This window comes from Aeromicrobium sp. JJY06, assembly GCF_044069275.1.
In the GTDB taxonomy this organism is placed as follows: domain Bacteria; phylum Actinomycetota; class Actinomycetes; order Propionibacteriales; family Nocardioidaceae; genus Aeromicrobium; species Aeromicrobium tamlense.
In genome coordinates, this window is sequence record NZ_JBIMRD010000001.1 from 227,442 (window position 1) to 241,021 (window position 13,580).

At 72.0% G+C, this 13,580-nt stretch carries 19 protein-coding genes and 1 tRNA gene; 4 read left to right on the top strand and 16 right to left on the bottom strand.

Going from position 1 to position 13,580, the window contains the following annotated elements; genetic code table 11:
* Positions 1-2: 2 nt before the first annotated feature.
* Complete coding sequence (locus ACGWYL_RS01095; protein WP_395486195.1) at positions 3-569, top strand: GNAT family N-acetyltransferase; 567 nt, start codon at positions 3-5, stop codon at positions 567-569.
* Here ACGWYL_RS01095 and ACGWYL_RS01100 read toward each other — a convergent pair.
* The 10 genes from ACGWYL_RS01100 to ACGWYL_RS01145 all read right to left on the bottom strand — a co-directional run bounded on the left by ACGWYL_RS01100 (position 559) and on the right by ACGWYL_RS01145 (position 9,525).
* On the bottom strand, positions 559-1,509 hold the full coding sequence (locus tag ACGWYL_RS01100) for a DUF6226 family protein (protein WP_395486196.1): 951 nt from the start codon (positions 1,507-1,509) through the stop codon (positions 559-561). The genes ACGWYL_RS01095 and ACGWYL_RS01100 overlap by 11 nt on opposite strands.
* The gene (locus ACGWYL_RS01105) at positions 1,472-2,188 is read right to left on the bottom strand and encodes an ABC transporter ATP-binding protein (RefSeq protein ID WP_395486197.1); all 717 of its coding nucleotides are present in this window, start codon (positions 2,186-2,188) and stop codon (positions 1,472-1,474) included. Before ACGWYL_RS01105 ends, ACGWYL_RS01100 begins: the two co-directional genes overlap by 38 nt.
* Complete coding sequence (locus ACGWYL_RS01110; RefSeq protein ID WP_179423615.1) at positions 2,185-3,327, bottom strand: ABC transporter permease; 1,143 nt, start codon at positions 3,325-3,327, stop codon at positions 2,185-2,187. The genes ACGWYL_RS01105 and ACGWYL_RS01110 overlap by 4 nt, the downstream gene beginning before the upstream one ends.
* 77 nt (positions 3,328-3,404) lie before the next feature.
* The gene (locus ACGWYL_RS01115; protein WP_269303065.1) at positions 3,405-3,977 is read right to left on the bottom strand and encodes a TetR/AcrR family transcriptional regulator; all 573 of its coding nucleotides are present in this window, start codon (positions 3,975-3,977) and stop codon (positions 3,405-3,407) included.
* Between the two features lie 7 nt (positions 3,978-3,984).
* Positions 3,985-6,792: an esterase-like activity of phytase family protein gene (locus tag ACGWYL_RS01120; RefSeq protein WP_395486198.1), complete on the bottom strand. Its 2,808-nt coding sequence runs from the start codon at positions 6,790-6,792 to the stop codon at positions 3,985-3,987.
* A gap of 83 nt (positions 6,793-6,875) precedes the next feature.
* Complete coding sequence (locus ACGWYL_RS01125; RefSeq protein ID WP_395486199.1) at positions 6,876-7,817, bottom strand: zinc-binding alcohol dehydrogenase family protein; 942 nt, start codon at positions 7,815-7,817, stop codon at positions 6,876-6,878.
* A gap of 41 nt (positions 7,818-7,858) precedes the next feature.
* The gene (rpmF, locus tag ACGWYL_RS01130; RefSeq protein WP_395486200.1) at positions 7,859-8,035 is read right to left on the bottom strand and encodes a 50S ribosomal protein L32; all 177 of its coding nucleotides are present in this window, start codon (positions 8,033-8,035) and stop codon (positions 7,859-7,861) included.
* Positions 8,036-8,066: 31 nt separating this feature from the next.
* On the bottom strand, positions 8,067-9,149 hold the full coding sequence (locus ACGWYL_RS01135) for a CobW family GTP-binding protein (RefSeq protein ID WP_395486201.1): 1,083 nt from the start codon (positions 9,147-9,149) through the stop codon (positions 8,067-8,069).
* A complete protein-coding gene (ykgO, locus tag ACGWYL_RS01140; protein WP_179423598.1) occupies positions 9,146-9,268 on the bottom strand; it encodes a type B 50S ribosomal protein L36 in 123 nt (40 codons plus the stop codon). The genes ACGWYL_RS01135 and ykgO overlap by 4 nt, the downstream gene beginning before the upstream one ends.
* Entirely contained in the window at positions 9,265-9,525 is a 261-nt protein-coding gene (locus ACGWYL_RS01145) for a type B 50S ribosomal protein L31 (protein WP_395486202.1), read from the bottom strand. The genes ykgO and ACGWYL_RS01145 overlap by 4 nt, the downstream gene beginning before the upstream one ends.
* Before the next feature lie 58 nt (positions 9,526-9,583).
* Here ACGWYL_RS01145 and rpmB point away from each other — a divergent pair, with 58 nt between their 5' ends.
* From rpmB to rpsN, 3 genes are read left to right on the top strand one after another with little or no spacing between them, the layout of a single operon-like run.
* Entirely contained in the window at positions 9,584-9,820 is a 237-nt protein-coding gene (gene rpmB / locus ACGWYL_RS01150; protein WP_395486203.1) for a 50S ribosomal protein L28, read from the top strand.
* Positions 9,820-9,990, top strand: coding sequence for a 50S ribosomal protein L33 (rpmG, locus tag ACGWYL_RS01155; protein ID WP_395486204.1), 171 nt, complete (start codon positions 9,820-9,822; stop codon positions 9,988-9,990). Before rpmB ends, rpmG begins: the two co-directional genes overlap by 1 nt.
* Complete coding sequence (gene rpsN / locus ACGWYL_RS01160; RefSeq protein ID WP_395486205.1) at positions 9,990-10,292, top strand: 30S ribosomal protein S14; 303 nt, start codon at positions 9,990-9,992, stop codon at positions 10,290-10,292. Before rpmG ends, rpsN begins: the two co-directional genes overlap by 1 nt.
* Before the next feature lie 65 nt (positions 10,293-10,357).
* On the opposite strand, the gene ACGWYL_RS01165 is transcribed toward rpsN, so the two are convergent.
* The 6 genes from ACGWYL_RS01165 to ACGWYL_RS01190 all read right to left on the bottom strand — a co-directional run bounded on the left by ACGWYL_RS01165 (position 10,358) and on the right by ACGWYL_RS01190 (position 13,546).
* Positions 10,358-10,430: transfer RNA gene (locus ACGWYL_RS01165), tRNA-Ala, on the bottom strand.
* 19 nt (positions 10,431-10,449) lie between these two features.
* A complete protein-coding gene (locus ACGWYL_RS01170) occupies positions 10,450-11,157 on the bottom strand; it encodes a histidine phosphatase family protein (RefSeq protein ID WP_395486206.1) in 708 nt (235 codons plus the stop codon).
* Positions 11,154-11,513: a ribosome silencing factor gene (gene rsfS, locus ACGWYL_RS01175; protein WP_269303085.1), complete on the bottom strand. Its 360-nt coding sequence runs from the start codon at positions 11,511-11,513 to the stop codon at positions 11,154-11,156. The genes ACGWYL_RS01170 and rsfS overlap by 4 nt, the downstream gene beginning before the upstream one ends.
* Entirely contained in the window at positions 11,510-12,136 is a 627-nt protein-coding gene (gene nadD / locus ACGWYL_RS01180; RefSeq protein WP_395486207.1) for a nicotinate-nucleotide adenylyltransferase, read from the bottom strand. The genes rsfS and nadD overlap by 4 nt, the downstream gene beginning before the upstream one ends.
* 2 nt (positions 12,137-12,138) lie before the next feature.
* Positions 12,139-12,288, bottom strand: coding sequence for a hypothetical protein (locus ACGWYL_RS01185; protein WP_179423582.1), 150 nt, complete (start codon positions 12,286-12,288; stop codon positions 12,139-12,141).
* 13 nt (positions 12,289-12,301) lie between these two features.
* Complete coding sequence (locus ACGWYL_RS01190; RefSeq protein WP_269303089.1) at positions 12,302-13,546, bottom strand: glutamate-5-semialdehyde dehydrogenase; 1,245 nt, start codon at positions 13,544-13,546, stop codon at positions 12,302-12,304.
* Positions 13,547-13,580 lie beyond the last annotated feature (34 nt).

The following is a 13,580-nucleotide window of genomic DNA, read 5'->3' on the forward strand; positions in this document are numbered from 1 at the left end:
GCATGGCGATCGAGGTGCGCCCCGCCACGGAGTTCGAGGACGTCCGCACGATGGTGGGGCCCAAGCGGCCCGACTCCGACGTGTGCTGGTGCCTCAGCTACCGCGTGCCCGGCAAGGTCAACCGCGAGCTGCACCGGCAGGCCCGCGGCGAGAAGGTCCGCGAGCTGATGGCGCAGGGGCCGCCCGGCGTGCTGGCCTACGACGGTGACGAGGTCGTCGGGTGGGCCGCGATCCACCCGCGGGCCGACACCTCCTTCGCCACGAACCGCAAGATCCCGCACGTCGACGACCTCGACGTCTGGAGCCTGTGGTGCGTCCGCGTTCGCCCGGGCCACCGCGGCCAGGGCATCGCGCACCACCTCATCGAGGGCGCCGTGGCGTACGCGCGGTCCGAGGGCGCGCCCGCCGTCGAGGCGTACCCCGTCGACAACGAGGGGGCGAAGGTCGACCTCACGATGGCCTACGTGGGCACGCGCGCCCTGTTCGAGCGCGCGGGCTTCACGAAGGCCGCCAACACCGACTCGGTGCTCAACCGGTTCCCGCGCGTGCTGATGCGCCTCAGCCTCTGAGCGGCCACGGACCCCATCGACGCGGCGTCGTCGGCACGTCCACCGGCTCCGGACTGCCGGACGACCAGCCTGCCTCGTAGCCCGAGTCCACCAGGTCGTCGTCGAACTCCACCTCGATCATCCAGGGCACGTCGCCGCTGGGCCCACTGCGCCACTCGCGCATCGTGCCCTCGACCAGCGCGAAGACCGCCCGCTCCAGCTCGTCGAGCAGGTCCGGAACGGATTCGTCGCAGGCGTCGCAGCCGCAGCCCGGCCACCAGTTCCGGTACCGCAGGCCGGCGGTGATCTCGACGCCGGGAAGTCCCGCCAGTGGGAGGAGCACGGTGATTGGCGTGCCGTCGCCCGACGTCGGCGTGAGCGTGATCCGGGTCCGTTCGCCCTCCGGGTTCTCGGTCCGCTCGACGTCGTACGTGCGCTCAAGGTGGCCGATGAGCGCCCGGGCCACCTCGACGACCGGCGCGAACCGCTCCGGGTGCCGACAGGTGCTGTAGGAGTCCTCGGGCGGCTCCAGCCACCGGGACCCGTACGCGATAAGGCGTCCGTCGTCGTCGAGCCAGGTCCCGAGGTCCAGCCGGGGGCGCACGTAGTCCCAGAGCCGCGTCCGCGGCACCGGGAACGGCAGCACATGCGTCGCAGGATCGGCTCCCACCACGGAGGCTCCGCCGAACGCATCCTCCACGACCGTCACCCGGTCCGTGGTCACCTCGCCGATGCGCACGGCGACGAGGGCGCCCTCGGTCGTGGTCACCGTGTAGGCATCGGCCAGGTAGCCGATGCCGCGCTCCTCCAGCGCCTGCTCGGCCTCGTGCCAGTCGACGCCGGGCGCCGTCACCCGCCGGCCGAGCAGGTCGTGGGCGATCACGTCGTCGCCCACGATCTCCAGCCAGCCGATCACCTCGCCGTCACCGCGTCGGTGCGGGATCCATCCGTCGGGCAGCATGGGGCAACTCTGTCAGAGTCCCGTCGACCATCTCCAGCACTCGGTCGCAGTGCCCGAGGACGTCGTGGTCGTGGGTGACCATGACGACCGCGACGTCCGCGTCGCGCGCCCGGTCGGCCAGGACCTGCACCACCTCGTGGCTGCGGCGGCGGTCGAGGGCCGCGGTGGGCTCGTCGACCAGCAGCAGCGAGGGGTCGTTGACGAGGGCGCGCGCGATGCCCACGCGCTGACGCTCGCCACCCGACAGGTGGCCCGGGCGGTGCGTCGCCCGGTGCGCCATGCCGACCGCGTCGAGCACGGGCACGGGATCGACACGCCTCCGGCCGGCCAGCCGTCCGGCAAGGCGCACCTGGTCGGCGGCCGACAGCGCGGGCAGCAGGTTGCCGGACTGGAAGACGAAGCCGATGGTCGCCAGGCGGAACCGCGCCGCCGCCCCCTTCGACAGTGTCGAGAGGTCGGTGCCGTGCACGCGGACCGAGCCCGAGTCGGGCTGCGACAGGGCACCGGCCACCGCGAGCAGCGAGGACTTGCCCGAGCCCGACGGTCCCACGACCGCGACGAGCTCTCCGGGGCGCACGGTCAGCGAGACGCCGTCGAGGGCGCGCACGCGCGAGTCCCCGTCGCCGAGCTCCAGCGTGGCGTCGACGATCTCGAGGGCGGGGGTGGTGTCAGTGGTCATCGTCGGCCTCCCAGCGCGGCGAGCGGGTCGATGCGAGTGATGCGCAGCACCGAGACGGCTGCGCCGAGCAGGCCGAGCACGATGGTGAGCGCGGAGGCGACGGCGATCGGGCCGGCCTCGAGCTCGAACGGCATCGCGTCGGGCATGACGGCGCCCATCGCGACGCCCGCGGCGACGCCGATGCCGGTGAAGACGACCAGGACGAGCGTGGCCTGGGCGAGGCTGTCACGCAGCAGGTAGCGACTGGAGGCGCCCATCGCGCGCAGCACCGCGAGGTCGCCGGCGCGCTGGATCGTCCAGACGGTGAAGAAGGCGCCCACGACGAGCGCGCAGATCACGTAGAGGAAGACCTGGATCATGCTGAGCGTCATCGTCTCCGCCTCGTACCCGGGTGAGGCGTTGAAGGACTCGGTGAGCGTCATACTCGTGGTCCCGGCCTGCTCGTCGATCGCGGCGAGGTCCGGCTCGGCGCCGTCCTGCGCCTGCACGGCGATCGCGCTGTAGAGCGGGTAGTCGGCCGCCGCGACGGTCGCGGCGGTGGGCGCGCCGGGCTGGACGGCGTTCGACGCGATGAGCTGCCACGTCTCCAGCGGCAGGTAGGCGACGTCGACGTGGCCGAAGGTGGCCTGTCCCTCGGTGAACCCGACCACGGTCAGCTCCACGTCGATGCGGTCGAGCGTGACGACGGTGCCGATCCGGACGCCGTCGTCCTTCAGCGTCTCCGAGACGACGATGCCATTCGGTGTGCCGAGTCCCTCACCGCTGGACGTGCCCGGGTTCAGGAAGCCCCCGGCGTCGACACCGAAGAGCGTGAGGTCGACCTGCTGGCCCTCGTCGGTCGTGGAGTTGACGATGCTGACGCCCATCGGCTCGGCCGCGTCGACGCCCTCGGCGTCACGCCACGGCGCGAGTTGGTCCTCCTCGAGGATCGAGCGGCTGAAGGCGTTGTCCTTCATCGTGCCCTCGTCGAAGGCGAAGGCGGTGACGGGCATGGCCTTCAGCCCTGACACACCGTCGTTGACCAGGCCGGTGGACAGGCCGGACAGCAGGACGACGAGCACGGAGATCAACGAGATCACCGTGCCCATCAGGGCGAAGCGGCCACGGGCGAACCGCAGCTCGCGCAGCGCCAGGAACATGGGACTCCTCGAGGGTCGGCGCATCCCGACACACTGTCGGGAAGATACCGACAGTGTGTCACTCGACCCCTGAGCGGTCAGTCTCGGGGCAGTCCCGACTCCAGCAGCGCGACGACGTCCGCGGCGGTCGACGCGGGATCGGCACCGTGCTGGACCGCCTGGACGCCTGCACCGAGGACACCGTGCACGAGGGGCACGAACCGCGCGGGCGCCCCGAGCTCGGCCGTCACCTCGGTGACCGGCCGCAACAGCTCGTCGTGCAGCACCATGAGGTCGTCGAGCCGGGCCGGCGAGAACTCGGCCTGGCGCAGGTGACCCTCCAGGTCGTGCTCGCCGTCGGCGGTCATCCGCATCGTCGTCTCGACGAGAGCCCGGAGCCGCTGCAGCCCGGGCTCGACGTCGCGCAGCGCCTCGGCCAGCGACTCGTTCCAGCGGCCGAACGCCTCGATCGCGACGGCCACCAGCAGGTCGTCCTTCGAGGGGAAGTAGTCGTAGAAGCTCGACCGCGACATCCCCGCACGCTCGGTGACCGTGCGGGGGTTGAGCCCCGCCGCGCCACCCTCCTTCAGGACGGCCTCGGCGGCGCGCACCAACGCGGCACGCTGTGCTGCGCGGTGCGCGCCGACCGTGGGCGCGGAGATCTTGGGCATCGGCCCATTATGGCCTGACGGTGAGCTTCCGGGGCGCCGACGTCGAGGCCTTCGTCTGCGACGAGCCCACGTAGACCGCGCGGATCCGCTGGCCACCGGTCGAGCGCAGCCGGACCGTGGCGACGGCCTTGCCGTTCCTCAGGCTCACGGTCTTCAGGACGCGCCCGCCGGACACGAACCGGACCTTCCCCGTGGGCACGTGGCCCGCGGCGCGGACGGTCGCGACGACCTTGACCGGCTTGCCACGCTTCACACTGCCCTTCGCGGCGAGCGACGTCCGGCTCGCGGCCTTGACGACCGTGACGGTGACCGGCGTGCTCGTGGACGCCGCCGCCGAGGCCGAGCCCGTGAAGCGGGCCGTCAGGCGGTGGGTGCCGACCGCGAGGCGCGGCAGCGTCACCGTGGCCCTCCCACCCGCCACGCGAGCCCGCGCCACGACCTTCGAGCCGTCGCGCAGCTCGACCGAGCCGGAGGTGGCCGCTCCTCCGAGCGTCACCGTGGCGGCCAGGCGCGCGCCGTATGCGGCACGCGACACCGACACCCTCAGGCCCGTCGTCGTGGCGAGCTCCGTGCCGAACGCGTCGGAGGCCTGGCCCAGGCGCAGGAACACCGTCTCGCCCGTGGCGTCCTTGAGGCCGTCGTTGTCGGTCACGGCGTACAGCGAGCCGTCGGCCGCGATCGTGAAGCCCTCGAGCTTCTCCTGCGTCCAGCCGTTCGTCGCCCGCAGCTGCGGCAGGACGTCGATCGCCAGTCGCTTCTCCACGACCGGCAGCTCCTCGGCGGAGTCCTCCGGGACCGAGAACGTGTAGATCCGCTTGTTGCGGGCGGCGGGGCCGTTGAGCTTGTCGCGCTCGATGACCGCGAAGGTGTCGTCGTCGATCGCCGTGATCTCCGACAGGCCCACCCAGTCGCCGCTACCGCGCAGTGGGCTCTCCAGCTCGTAGCCGAACCAGTGGAACGTGCCGTCGGCGACGTCGTACCGCCCGATCCGCACCACGTCCTCGCCGGTGAGCGGACGCTGGAGGGCGAACCAGACGTGCTCGCCGTCCGCGTCGTTCGTCGCGGTCACGCCCTCGAGACCCCACTTGCCCAGGCGCGCCGCGACGTCGGCGGGCAACGCGACGCGCTCCCGCACGGCCCCCGCGTCGTCGGTGCGCACGAGCACGTTGCCCGGGCCGGTCGCCCCTTCGGAGGCGAGCCAGAAGCCACCCTGGGGGCGCTTGATCAGGCCCTCGATGTCGAGCGCGGCCGGAGCCCCTCCGTCCGTGACCGCCACCGAGTCGGTGATCCGAGCCGGGGTGGCCGAGACGTCGACCCGGTAGAGCGTGCCGTTCTTGATCACGGTGTCGGCCGCGGTCCACAGCGTCTTCGCGTCCTTCGGGTCGCCGGACAGCGCGCCGAGCGCCTGCCAGCCGATCGGCGCGCCGCCCTGGTCGTCCGACACGATCGACGGGAACGCCGCCCGGCCCGGCTTCCAGGAGTAGAGGCCCACGGTGGCGCGGACGCCGACGCTCGCGTCGTCCGTCTCGCTGGACACCGCGAAGAGACCGCGCGACGGGATCGGCAGCAGGCCCTCGGGGCCGTTCGTGGTCGGCATGATCTGGACGAACTCCGGGTCGGCCGGGTCGCTGACGTCGTACACGGCGACGAAGTTGCTGCGCTCGGAGCCGACGAAGGCGTACGGCGTGCCGTCGAACTCGGCGACCGCGAGGCCCTCTGGCTCGGCGCCCTTCTTGGCGGCGCGGTCGTCGTTGTGGAGGCCGTGCCTCACGGCGATCCGCTCGAAGGTGTTGCCGGCGTCCCAGACGACGTCGCCGTCGGTGTCGAACACGGTCCAGCCGCGCGTGCCGCCCTTCCAGTCGCCTTCGTTGGCGGTGGCGAGGTGGTCGTCGCCGATCCAGGCGACCGCGTCGGGCTCGCGCGGCGCGGCGTCCAGCGAGTCGGTCAGCGAGATCGCGCCGTCCTTCTTCGCATCGACGCCGCTGAGCGCCACCGAGCCGGCGCTGAAGGCCTTCTCGACCTCACCCGTGGCCGTGTCGATCAGCACGATGCCGTTGTTCTCCTGGAGGGTCACGGCGAGCGTGCCCTTCCCGTTGATGGAGACGTACTCCGGCTCGGGGTCGGTCGGCTCGACGATGCCGGCGGCACCGAGCACCGCGGGGTCGAGGTCGACGCGGCGCAGGCTCCAGTCGGCCGGCGCGCCCTCGAGGTCGAGCAGCTGCACGAAGCCCGCCGGGGCCTGCGGCAGGTCGCCCTTCGCGCGGCCGGCCGGGGTCGCCTCCTCGTCACGCTGGTTCTCGATCGCGATCGCCGCGACCGACTTCGCGGGATCGAGGGCGATCGAGTCGGGCTGGCCACCGAGGTCGATGCTGCGGACCCGCACTCCGTCGGACAGCCGGACGACGTCGAGGCGACCACTCGGCTCGGTGAAGGACGCCGACGTGTCGACGACCACGAGGACGTACTTCCCGACGATGCTGACCGAGGTGGGCTGGTCGTCGGCGTCGCCGAGCTCCTCCAGCGACAGCGAGCCCTCGCCGCGCGGCGACGACGGGTCGCTGATGTCGAGGAAGCCGATGCGCTTGCCGAGGGCGTCGGTGTACACCAGCGTGCGGCCGTCGTCGGAGACCGCCGAGATCTCGGCGACCGTCTCGGCCGAGGCGGGCGTGCCCGCCGGGACGTTCTGGAACACGGGGTACGTCGCGACCCGGTGGAAGGACTTCTCGGGCGCCGCGTCCGCGGCGGAGGTGGTCAGGAGCGGGAGGGCCGTGGCCAGCACGGCGGTGCCGGCGAGGCACGCGAGGGAACGAGACACGGCGTCACCCTGACGGGCCCGGCCCAACTCCGGGCCGCGTCAGGCTGAACGCCGCGTGAACTCATTCCTGCCGGTCGGGTGCGTCAGGGCACGAGGACGATCTTGCCCCGCACACCGCCCTGCTCGCTGAGGCGATGCGCCTCCACGGCCTCCTCGAGCGGGAGCACCTTCCCGATCTCGACCTCGAAGGAGCCGGCGGCGATGAGCGGCAGGACCACGCCGAGCGCCTCGTTTCGCCAGCCCTGCTGCTCGGGCGTCAGCGGCTCGGGCGAGCCGCCGGACCACGCCTGCAGGCCCAGCTCGTGGTACTGCGCGCCCTGGACGATCGTGCCGATGCGGGTGCGGTCGACCAGCGCGAGGCTGGCCTCCAAGGCCTCCTCGGTGCCGGCGCAGTCGAGCGAGACGGTGTAGCCCTCGGGCGCGGCCTCGCGCAACCGCTCCAGGAGGCCCTCGCCGTACGTCACGGGGGTCGCACCGAGCTCGCGCAGGCGGTCGTGGTTGGCCTCGCCGGCCGTCGCCACGACCTGGGCGCCGCGCGAGCGCGCCAGTTGGATCGCCGCCTGGCCCACGCTGCCGGAGCCGCCGTGCAGGAGCAGGCGGTCGCCCGTCTCCACGCCCAGCGAGTTCAGCACCTGGTAGGCCGTGGAGACCGGCACGCCGAGCGCCGCCGCGACCTCGAAGTCGACGCCCGCGGGGAGCGCCGTGAGGTTCGCCGGGTCGGCCAGCACGTGCGTGGCGTAGGTGCCCTGGGTGTTCTGCAGGACGACCTCGTCGCCCGGACCGCAGCCGTCGACGCCCTCGCCGACCGCCACGATCACGCCGGCGCCGTCGAAGCCCGCGCCGCGCGGCTCCTCGAACGGCGGCGACGGCCGGATGCCGGCCCGCAGCTTCGTGTCGATCGGGTTCACACCGGCCGCACGGATCGCCACGAGCACCTGGCCCTCGCCGGGCAGGGGCTCAGGTCCCTCCGTGACCTCGAGGACCTCGGGTCCGCCGGTCTGGGTGTACGTCACGTAGCGCGCCATGCGACCAGTCTGGCGCAGACCCCCAGCGGGCGGCGACCGTCTCAGCCACGTCCGTCGAGGTCGAGCAGGCCCCGGTGGGCCGCCTTCACCAGCCGGCGCGGCACGCGGTGGACGCGGCCGTCGATCTCCACGGGGACGAGGTCGGCTGCCGTGGCCTTCCACGACGAGCGGCGGTGACGGGTGTTGCTGCGGGACAGTTTGCGCTTGGGAACGGCCATGACGGCTCCTTCGGAGAGGGATGTGGTCGGGTCAGGCGGCGCGGCGGATGGGACCGAGCCAGGCCTCGAAGCCGTCCTCGGTCACCTCCCAGTACGGGCCGCGCTCGTGCATCTCGGCATCGGTGAGCACGCAGGACGCGAACGCGCGCTCGAGCTCCTCGCGGCCGTCGTCCAGACCGACGACCGTGATCCGGGTGAGCGGGCGGGTCCGCCCCCACATCTCGGTCGAGCCGACGCTGAGCTGGCCGCCGGCACCGTCCCAGGCGCAGACCTGCCCGGGGCGCGACGGCAGCCAGAAGCAGCCCCGGGAGCGCCGGGGACCGCCGCCGAGGACGGCGATCGCGTCGCGGAGCCGCTCGGGGTGGAACGGTCGATCGGACGCGAAGTCCAGCACCCACGCGGTCGCGAGGTCGCGGTCGGGCAGCGCGTCGCGGCGCACCTCCGCGACCCACGACTCGTTCGCGCGGTGGTCGTGGACGCCCGTCACGAGAGGCTGGGCGTCGACCTGGCTGAACGACTCCACGACCGGCACGCCGGGCCGCACCAGCGCCCGGAGGACCTCGCGCTCCTCGGCGTCGAGGGTGTCCCCGACCGCCACGACGTCGGCGTACTCCACCATCGCGCAGGCGACCTCGGCCACCCCGCGGTGGTCGTCGCCGCGCACCGGGAGGTCGCGTTCATTGACCAGGTCGTCGCCCAGGAGGTCGTCGAGCAGCGTGTCGTCCGACAGGGCCACGAGCGACGCGGCGATCCGCACGTGCGGCACCTGGTGGGGCGCCCAGCCGATCACCCGGCAGACCTGCACCGCCTCGGCCGTGACGGGCAGCTGGGCGATGATCGTCTCCCAGCGCCCGTCCGCGGCGAGCCGCTCCAAGGTCGGGACCACGTCCTCGCGGATCGCGCAGCTCACGCAGGCGTGCTCGACGTCGATCTCGGTCCGCTCGACGACCCCTGAGGCATCGCTGACGATCCGCCACAGCACCTCGCGCTCGGGGTCGATGAGGTGGCGCACCGCGACCGCGCGAGGCAGGTCCCACTGCAGGGCGATCGCCGCGGCGGCCATGGGCTCGTCCTCGACGCCGCTGATGAGGACCACGGGCACCGCCGGCGTCATCCCTGTCGCGCCTTCAGCCGCGGGTTGCGCTTGTTGATCACGTACGTCCGGCCGCGGCGTCGCACGACCTGCGACCCGGGCTGGTCCTTCAGCGACCTCAGTGAGTTGCGGACCTTCATCGACTCGCTCCTTCCGTGGGGGTTCCGTAGCGGCGGCGGAAGCGCTCGACCCGGCCCTCGGTGTCGACGACCCGGCCGCGACCCGTCCAGAACGGGTGGCTGGCGCTGGAGATCTCCACGTCGACGACCGGATGGGTCACGCCGTCGACCTCCAGGCGCTCGTCGCTCATGAGGGTCGAGCGGGTCAGGTAGGTCGTTCCGGCCGACTTGTCCCGGAAGACCACGGTCTCGTATCGGGGATGGATGTCCTTCTTCACGGTCTCCTGCTAACGTCGTAGTTGACAATGATTATCATTCTACATGATGGAGGTGCGCATGTCGCGTGTCTGCCAGGTCACCGGCGCCCAGCCGGGATTCGGCCACCGGGTCTCCCACTCCCACCGCCGCACGAAGCGACGGTTCGACGTCAACGTCCAGACGAGGCACTACTGGGTGCCGAGCCTGAACCGCCGTGTCACGCTCACCCTCAGCGCCCGCGGGATCAAGACGGTCGACCGCCGCGGCATCGATGCGGTCGTCGCCGACCTGCTCGCCCGAGGGGTGAGGGTCTGATGGCGCGGCGCGGCCACGACGTCCGTCCGATCGTGAGGCTCCGGTCGACGGCTGGGACCGGATTCACCTACGTCACGCGCAAGAACCGGCGCAACGACCCCGACCGGCTGCTGCTGCGCAAGTTCGATCCCGTCGTCCGTCGGCACGTCGACTTCCGGGAGGAGCGCTGATGGCGAAGCGGTCGAAGATCGTCGCGAACGAGCGCCGGAAGGAGGTCGCGGCCCGTCACGCCGTCCGCCGGGCCGAGCTCAAGCAGGCCGTCCGGACGGCCGTCACCCCGGACGAGGTCCGCGCGGCGGTGCGCGCCCTGGCCCGGCTCCCCCGCGATGCCAGCCCCGTCCGCGTCCGCAACCGCGACCAGGTCGACGGGCGTCCGCGCGGGCACGTGGGGAAGGCGGGACTGTCGCGGATCCGGTTCCGCGAGGCGGCCCACCGCGGCGAGCTGCCGGGGATCACGAAGTCCAGCTGGTAGGCGTCGCCACCACCCGGAAACGCAGCAGGTCCGGATCCTCGGTGAGGATCCGGACCTGTGTCCTGTGGAGCATAGGAGATTCGAACTCCTGACCTCTTCCATGCCATGGAAGCGCGCTACCAACTGCGCCAATGCCCCTCTAACAACCTCCGTAAGATTACACGGCCGGTGCCGAGTTGCCCAAACCGGGGTCGGGTTCGTCGGCCTCGTCGTCCGACATGACCGGCTCGGGCAGGGATCCGGAGTTCCACTCCGAGAGGCGCCACTGCGACCACTCCTCGTAGCGGGCCTCCTGCAGCACCGACCAGTGGCAGTTCGACAGGCCGCCGAACTGGCGCCACGACTCCTCGGCGATGCCCAGGAACGACAGGATGCCCGTGCGCAGGACGGCACCGTGGGCGACGACCACGAGGGTCTCCCCCAGCGGCAGCGCGTCGAGGTGGTCGCGCAGCGCCGCCTCCAGGCGGGCACCGGCCTGGGCGTGCGTCTCGGCGCCCTCGATGCGGGTCTCGTCGCCGTCGGCCCACGCCTGCATCTCGGCCGGGAACCGCTCCCACGACTCGCGCCACGTCAGTCCCTCGCGCGCGCCGAACGCGAGCTCGCGCAGCCGCGGGTCGAGCTCGACCTCGAGTCCCGTCCGGTCGGCGAGCGCCTGGGCCGTGTCGGCGGCACGTGACAGGTCGGAGCTGACGATCCGCACGGGACGCAGCGACGCCAGACGGGCCGCGGCGTCGACGGCCTGCTGGCGGCCGACCTCGTCGAGCGGGATGTCGGTCTGGCCCTGCACGCGGCCGGCCACGTTCCACTCGGTGCGCCCGTGCCGCCACGCGATGACGCGGCGGCCGGGGTTGAAGCCGGGCTTCACGACAGCTTCAGGTCGATGGTCGGGCAGTCGCTCCAGAGCCGCTCGAGGGCGTAGAACGCGCGCTCCTCGGAGTGCTGGACGTGCACGACGATGTCGCCGTAGTCCATGAGGATCCAGCGCGACTCGCGCTGGCCCTCGCGGCGGATCGTCTTCGCGCCGATCTCGAGCAGCTTCTCCTCGATGGAGTCCTTGACGGCGTTCATCTGCGGCTGGTTCGACGCCGAGCACAGCAGGAAGACGTCGGTGATGGCCAGCTGCTCGGAGACGTCGAAGGCGATGATGTCGGCCGCCTGCTTGTCGGCGGCGGCAGCAGCAGCGGCACGAGTCAGTTCGATCGCGCGATCGGTGGCGGTCATGAGGGGTCCTTGGGTGGGTCGTGGGGTTGGTAGAGGCCGTGCTTGCCGATGTACTGGACGACACCGTCGGGCACGAGGTACCAGACCGGCTCGCCGCTGTGCACGCGTGCGCGGCAGTCGGTGGAGCTGATCGCCAGGGCCGGGATCTCGACCAGCGTCACCCGCTCCTTCGGCAGGCCCTCCAGGGTGGACTCGTCCATCTCGTGGCCGGGTCGCGTACAGCCGACGAAGTGCGCCAGCTCGAACAGCTCGCCGTGGTCGCGCCACGTGAGGATCGCGGCCATCGCATCGGCGCCGGTGATGAAGTAGAGCTCGTCGTCCGGGTACGTCGCGGCCAGCTCGCGCAGCGTGTCGATCGTGTAGGTCAGGCCGGCGCGGTCGATGTCCACGCGGCTCACCCGGAAGCGCGGGTTGGCCGCCGTGGCGATGACCGTCATCAGGTAGCGGTCCTCGGGCGGCGAGACGTCGCGGTCGGTCTTCTGCCAGGGCTGGCCCGTGGGGACGAACAGGACCTCGTCGAGGTCGAACCACGACTGCACCTCGCTGGCGGCAACGAGGTGTCCGTGGTGGATGGGATCGAACGTGCCGCCCATCACGCCGATGCGGCGGCGACGGTCGGTCATGCTCAGGTGTGCTCGCGACCCAATCCGAACAGGAACGTGATGAGCAGCAGCAGCATCAGGACTCCGAGGGCGATGCCGCCGACCACCCAGTGGTTGATCGCGGCCTCGCCGTGTTCGGCCACTTCCTCGGCGGCCAGCATCAGATCGAGCATGGGCGACAATCTATCAGCGCGTCTGACCGGTGCCGGTCACCACGTAGGTGGTCGTGGTCATCTCGGTCAGGCCCATGGGCCCGCGGGCGTGCAGCTTCTGCGTGGAGATGCCGATCTCGGCGCCGAACCCGAACTCCCCGCCGTCGGTGAACCGGGTGGAGGCGTTGACCATCACGGCGGCCGAGTCGACGCCCATCGTGAAGCGGCGGGCGGCGTCGAGCGAGCGCGTGACGATCGCCTCGGTGTGCCCCGAGGTGTAGCGCCGGACGTGGTCGACCGCCTCGTCGAGCGAGTCCACCACGCGGGCCGCGATCTGCGCGTCGAGGTACTCGGTGGCGTAGTCGTCCTCGGTGGCCTCGTCGACCCCGTCGAACGCGCCGAAGGCCTCGTCGCCGTGGATCGCGACGCCGCGGTGCTGTAGCTCCTTCACGACGCGGGGCAGGAACTCGTCGGCGACCGCGCGGTGCACGAGCAGCGACTCGGCGGCGTTGCAGACGCTGTTGCGCTGGGTCTTGGAGTTCAGGACGATGTCGAGCGCCATGTCGAGGTCGGCGTCCGCGTCGACGTAGACGTGCACGTTGCCCGTGCCGGTCTCGATGACGGGCACGGTGGACTGCTCGACGACCGTGCGGATCAGGCCGGCGCCGCCGCGCGGGATGACGAGGTCGACCAGGCCCCGCGCGGTCATGAGGTCGGTGGAGGTGCTGCGGTCCTCGGCGCTGATGGCCTGGATCGTGTCGGCGGGCAGCCCGGCCGAGGCGACGGCGTCGCGCATGATCTCGACGATGACGGCGTTCGAGCGTCGGGCCGAGCGCGAGCCGCGCAGCAGCGACGCGCTGCCGGCCTTGAGACAGATGGCCGCGGCATCGGCGGTGACGTTCGGGCGGCCCTCGTAGATCATGCCGATCACGCCCATCGGCACGCGGATCTGCTGCAGCTGCAGGCCATTCGGCAGGGTCGAGCCGCGCACGACCTCGCCGATCGGGTCGGGCAGCGCGGCGATGTCGCGCACGCCCTGCGCGAACGCGGCCACGCGCCCAGCATCGAGCGCGAGGCGGTCGATGACGTTCTCGGGCGTGCCCTCCGCCCGCGCCTCGGCCACGTCCTCGGCGTTCGCCGCGACGATGCGATCGGTGCCGGCGACGAGCGCCTCGGCCATCGCGGTCAGCGCCGCGTCCTTGTCCTTGCGCGTCGCGAGCGCCAGCACGCGCGCGGCGTCACGCGCGCGCAGAGCAGCCTCACGGACCTCGGTACCCATGCGGCGAGTCTAGTGGCGCGAACTAGGCTCGGGA

What these genes read in the sequence shown, in the direction of transcription:
- ACGWYL_RS01095 (WP_395486195.1), top strand. Translation starts at nt 3, where the DNA reads ATGGCGATCGAGGTGCGCCCCGCCACGGAGTTCGAGGACGTCCGCACG.
- ACGWYL_RS01100 (WP_395486196.1), bottom strand. Translation starts at nt 1,509, where the DNA reads ATGCTGCCCGACGGATGGATCCCGCACCGACGCGGTGACGGCGAGGTG.
- ACGWYL_RS01105 (WP_395486197.1), bottom strand. Translation starts at nt 2,188, where the DNA reads ATGACCACTGACACCACCCCCGCCCTCGAGATCGTCGACGCCACGCTG.
- ACGWYL_RS01110 (WP_179423615.1), bottom strand. Translation starts at nt 3,327, where the DNA reads ATGTTCCTGGCGCTGCGCGAGCTGCGGTTCGCCCGTGGCCGCTTCGCC.
- ACGWYL_RS01115 (WP_269303065.1), bottom strand. Translation starts at nt 3,977, where the DNA reads ATGCCCAAGATCTCCGCGCCCACGGTCGGCGCGCACCGCGCAGCACAG.
- ACGWYL_RS01125 (WP_395486199.1), bottom strand. Translation starts at nt 7,817, where the DNA reads ATGGCGCGCTACGTGACGTACACCCAGACCGGCGGACCCGAGGTCCTC.
- rpmF (WP_395486200.1), bottom strand. Translation starts at nt 8,035, where the DNA reads ATGGCCGTTCCCAAGCGCAAACTGTCCCGCAGCAACACCCGTCACCGC.
- ACGWYL_RS01135 (WP_395486201.1), bottom strand. Translation starts at nt 9,149, where the DNA reads ATGACGCCGGCGGTGCCCGTGGTCCTCATCAGCGGCGTCGAGGACGAG.
- ykgO (WP_179423598.1), bottom strand. Translation starts at nt 9,268, where the DNA reads ATGAAGGTCCGCAACTCACTGAGGTCGCTGAAGGACCAGCCCGGGTCG.
- rpmB (WP_395486203.1), top strand. Translation starts at nt 9,584, where the DNA reads ATGTCGCGTGTCTGCCAGGTCACCGGCGCCCAGCCGGGATTCGGCCAC.
- rpmG (WP_395486204.1), top strand. Translation starts at nt 9,820, where the DNA reads ATGGCGCGGCGCGGCCACGACGTCCGTCCGATCGTGAGGCTCCGGTCG.
- rpsN (WP_395486205.1), top strand. Translation starts at nt 9,990, where the DNA reads ATGGCGAAGCGGTCGAAGATCGTCGCGAACGAGCGCCGGAAGGAGGTC.
- rsfS (WP_269303085.1), bottom strand. Translation starts at nt 11,513, where the DNA reads ATGACCGCCACCGATCGCGCGATCGAACTGACTCGTGCCGCTGCTGCT.
- nadD (WP_395486207.1), bottom strand. Translation starts at nt 12,136, where the DNA reads ATGACCGACCGTCGCCGCCGCATCGGCGTGATGGGCGGCACGTTCGAT.
- ACGWYL_RS01185 (WP_179423582.1), bottom strand. Translation starts at nt 12,288, where the DNA reads ATGCTCGATCTGATGCTGGCCGCCGAGGAAGTGGCCGAACACGGCGAG.
- ACGWYL_RS01190 (WP_269303089.1), bottom strand. Translation starts at nt 13,546, where the DNA reads ATGGGTACCGAGGTCCGTGAGGCTGCTCTGCGCGCGCGTGACGCCGCG.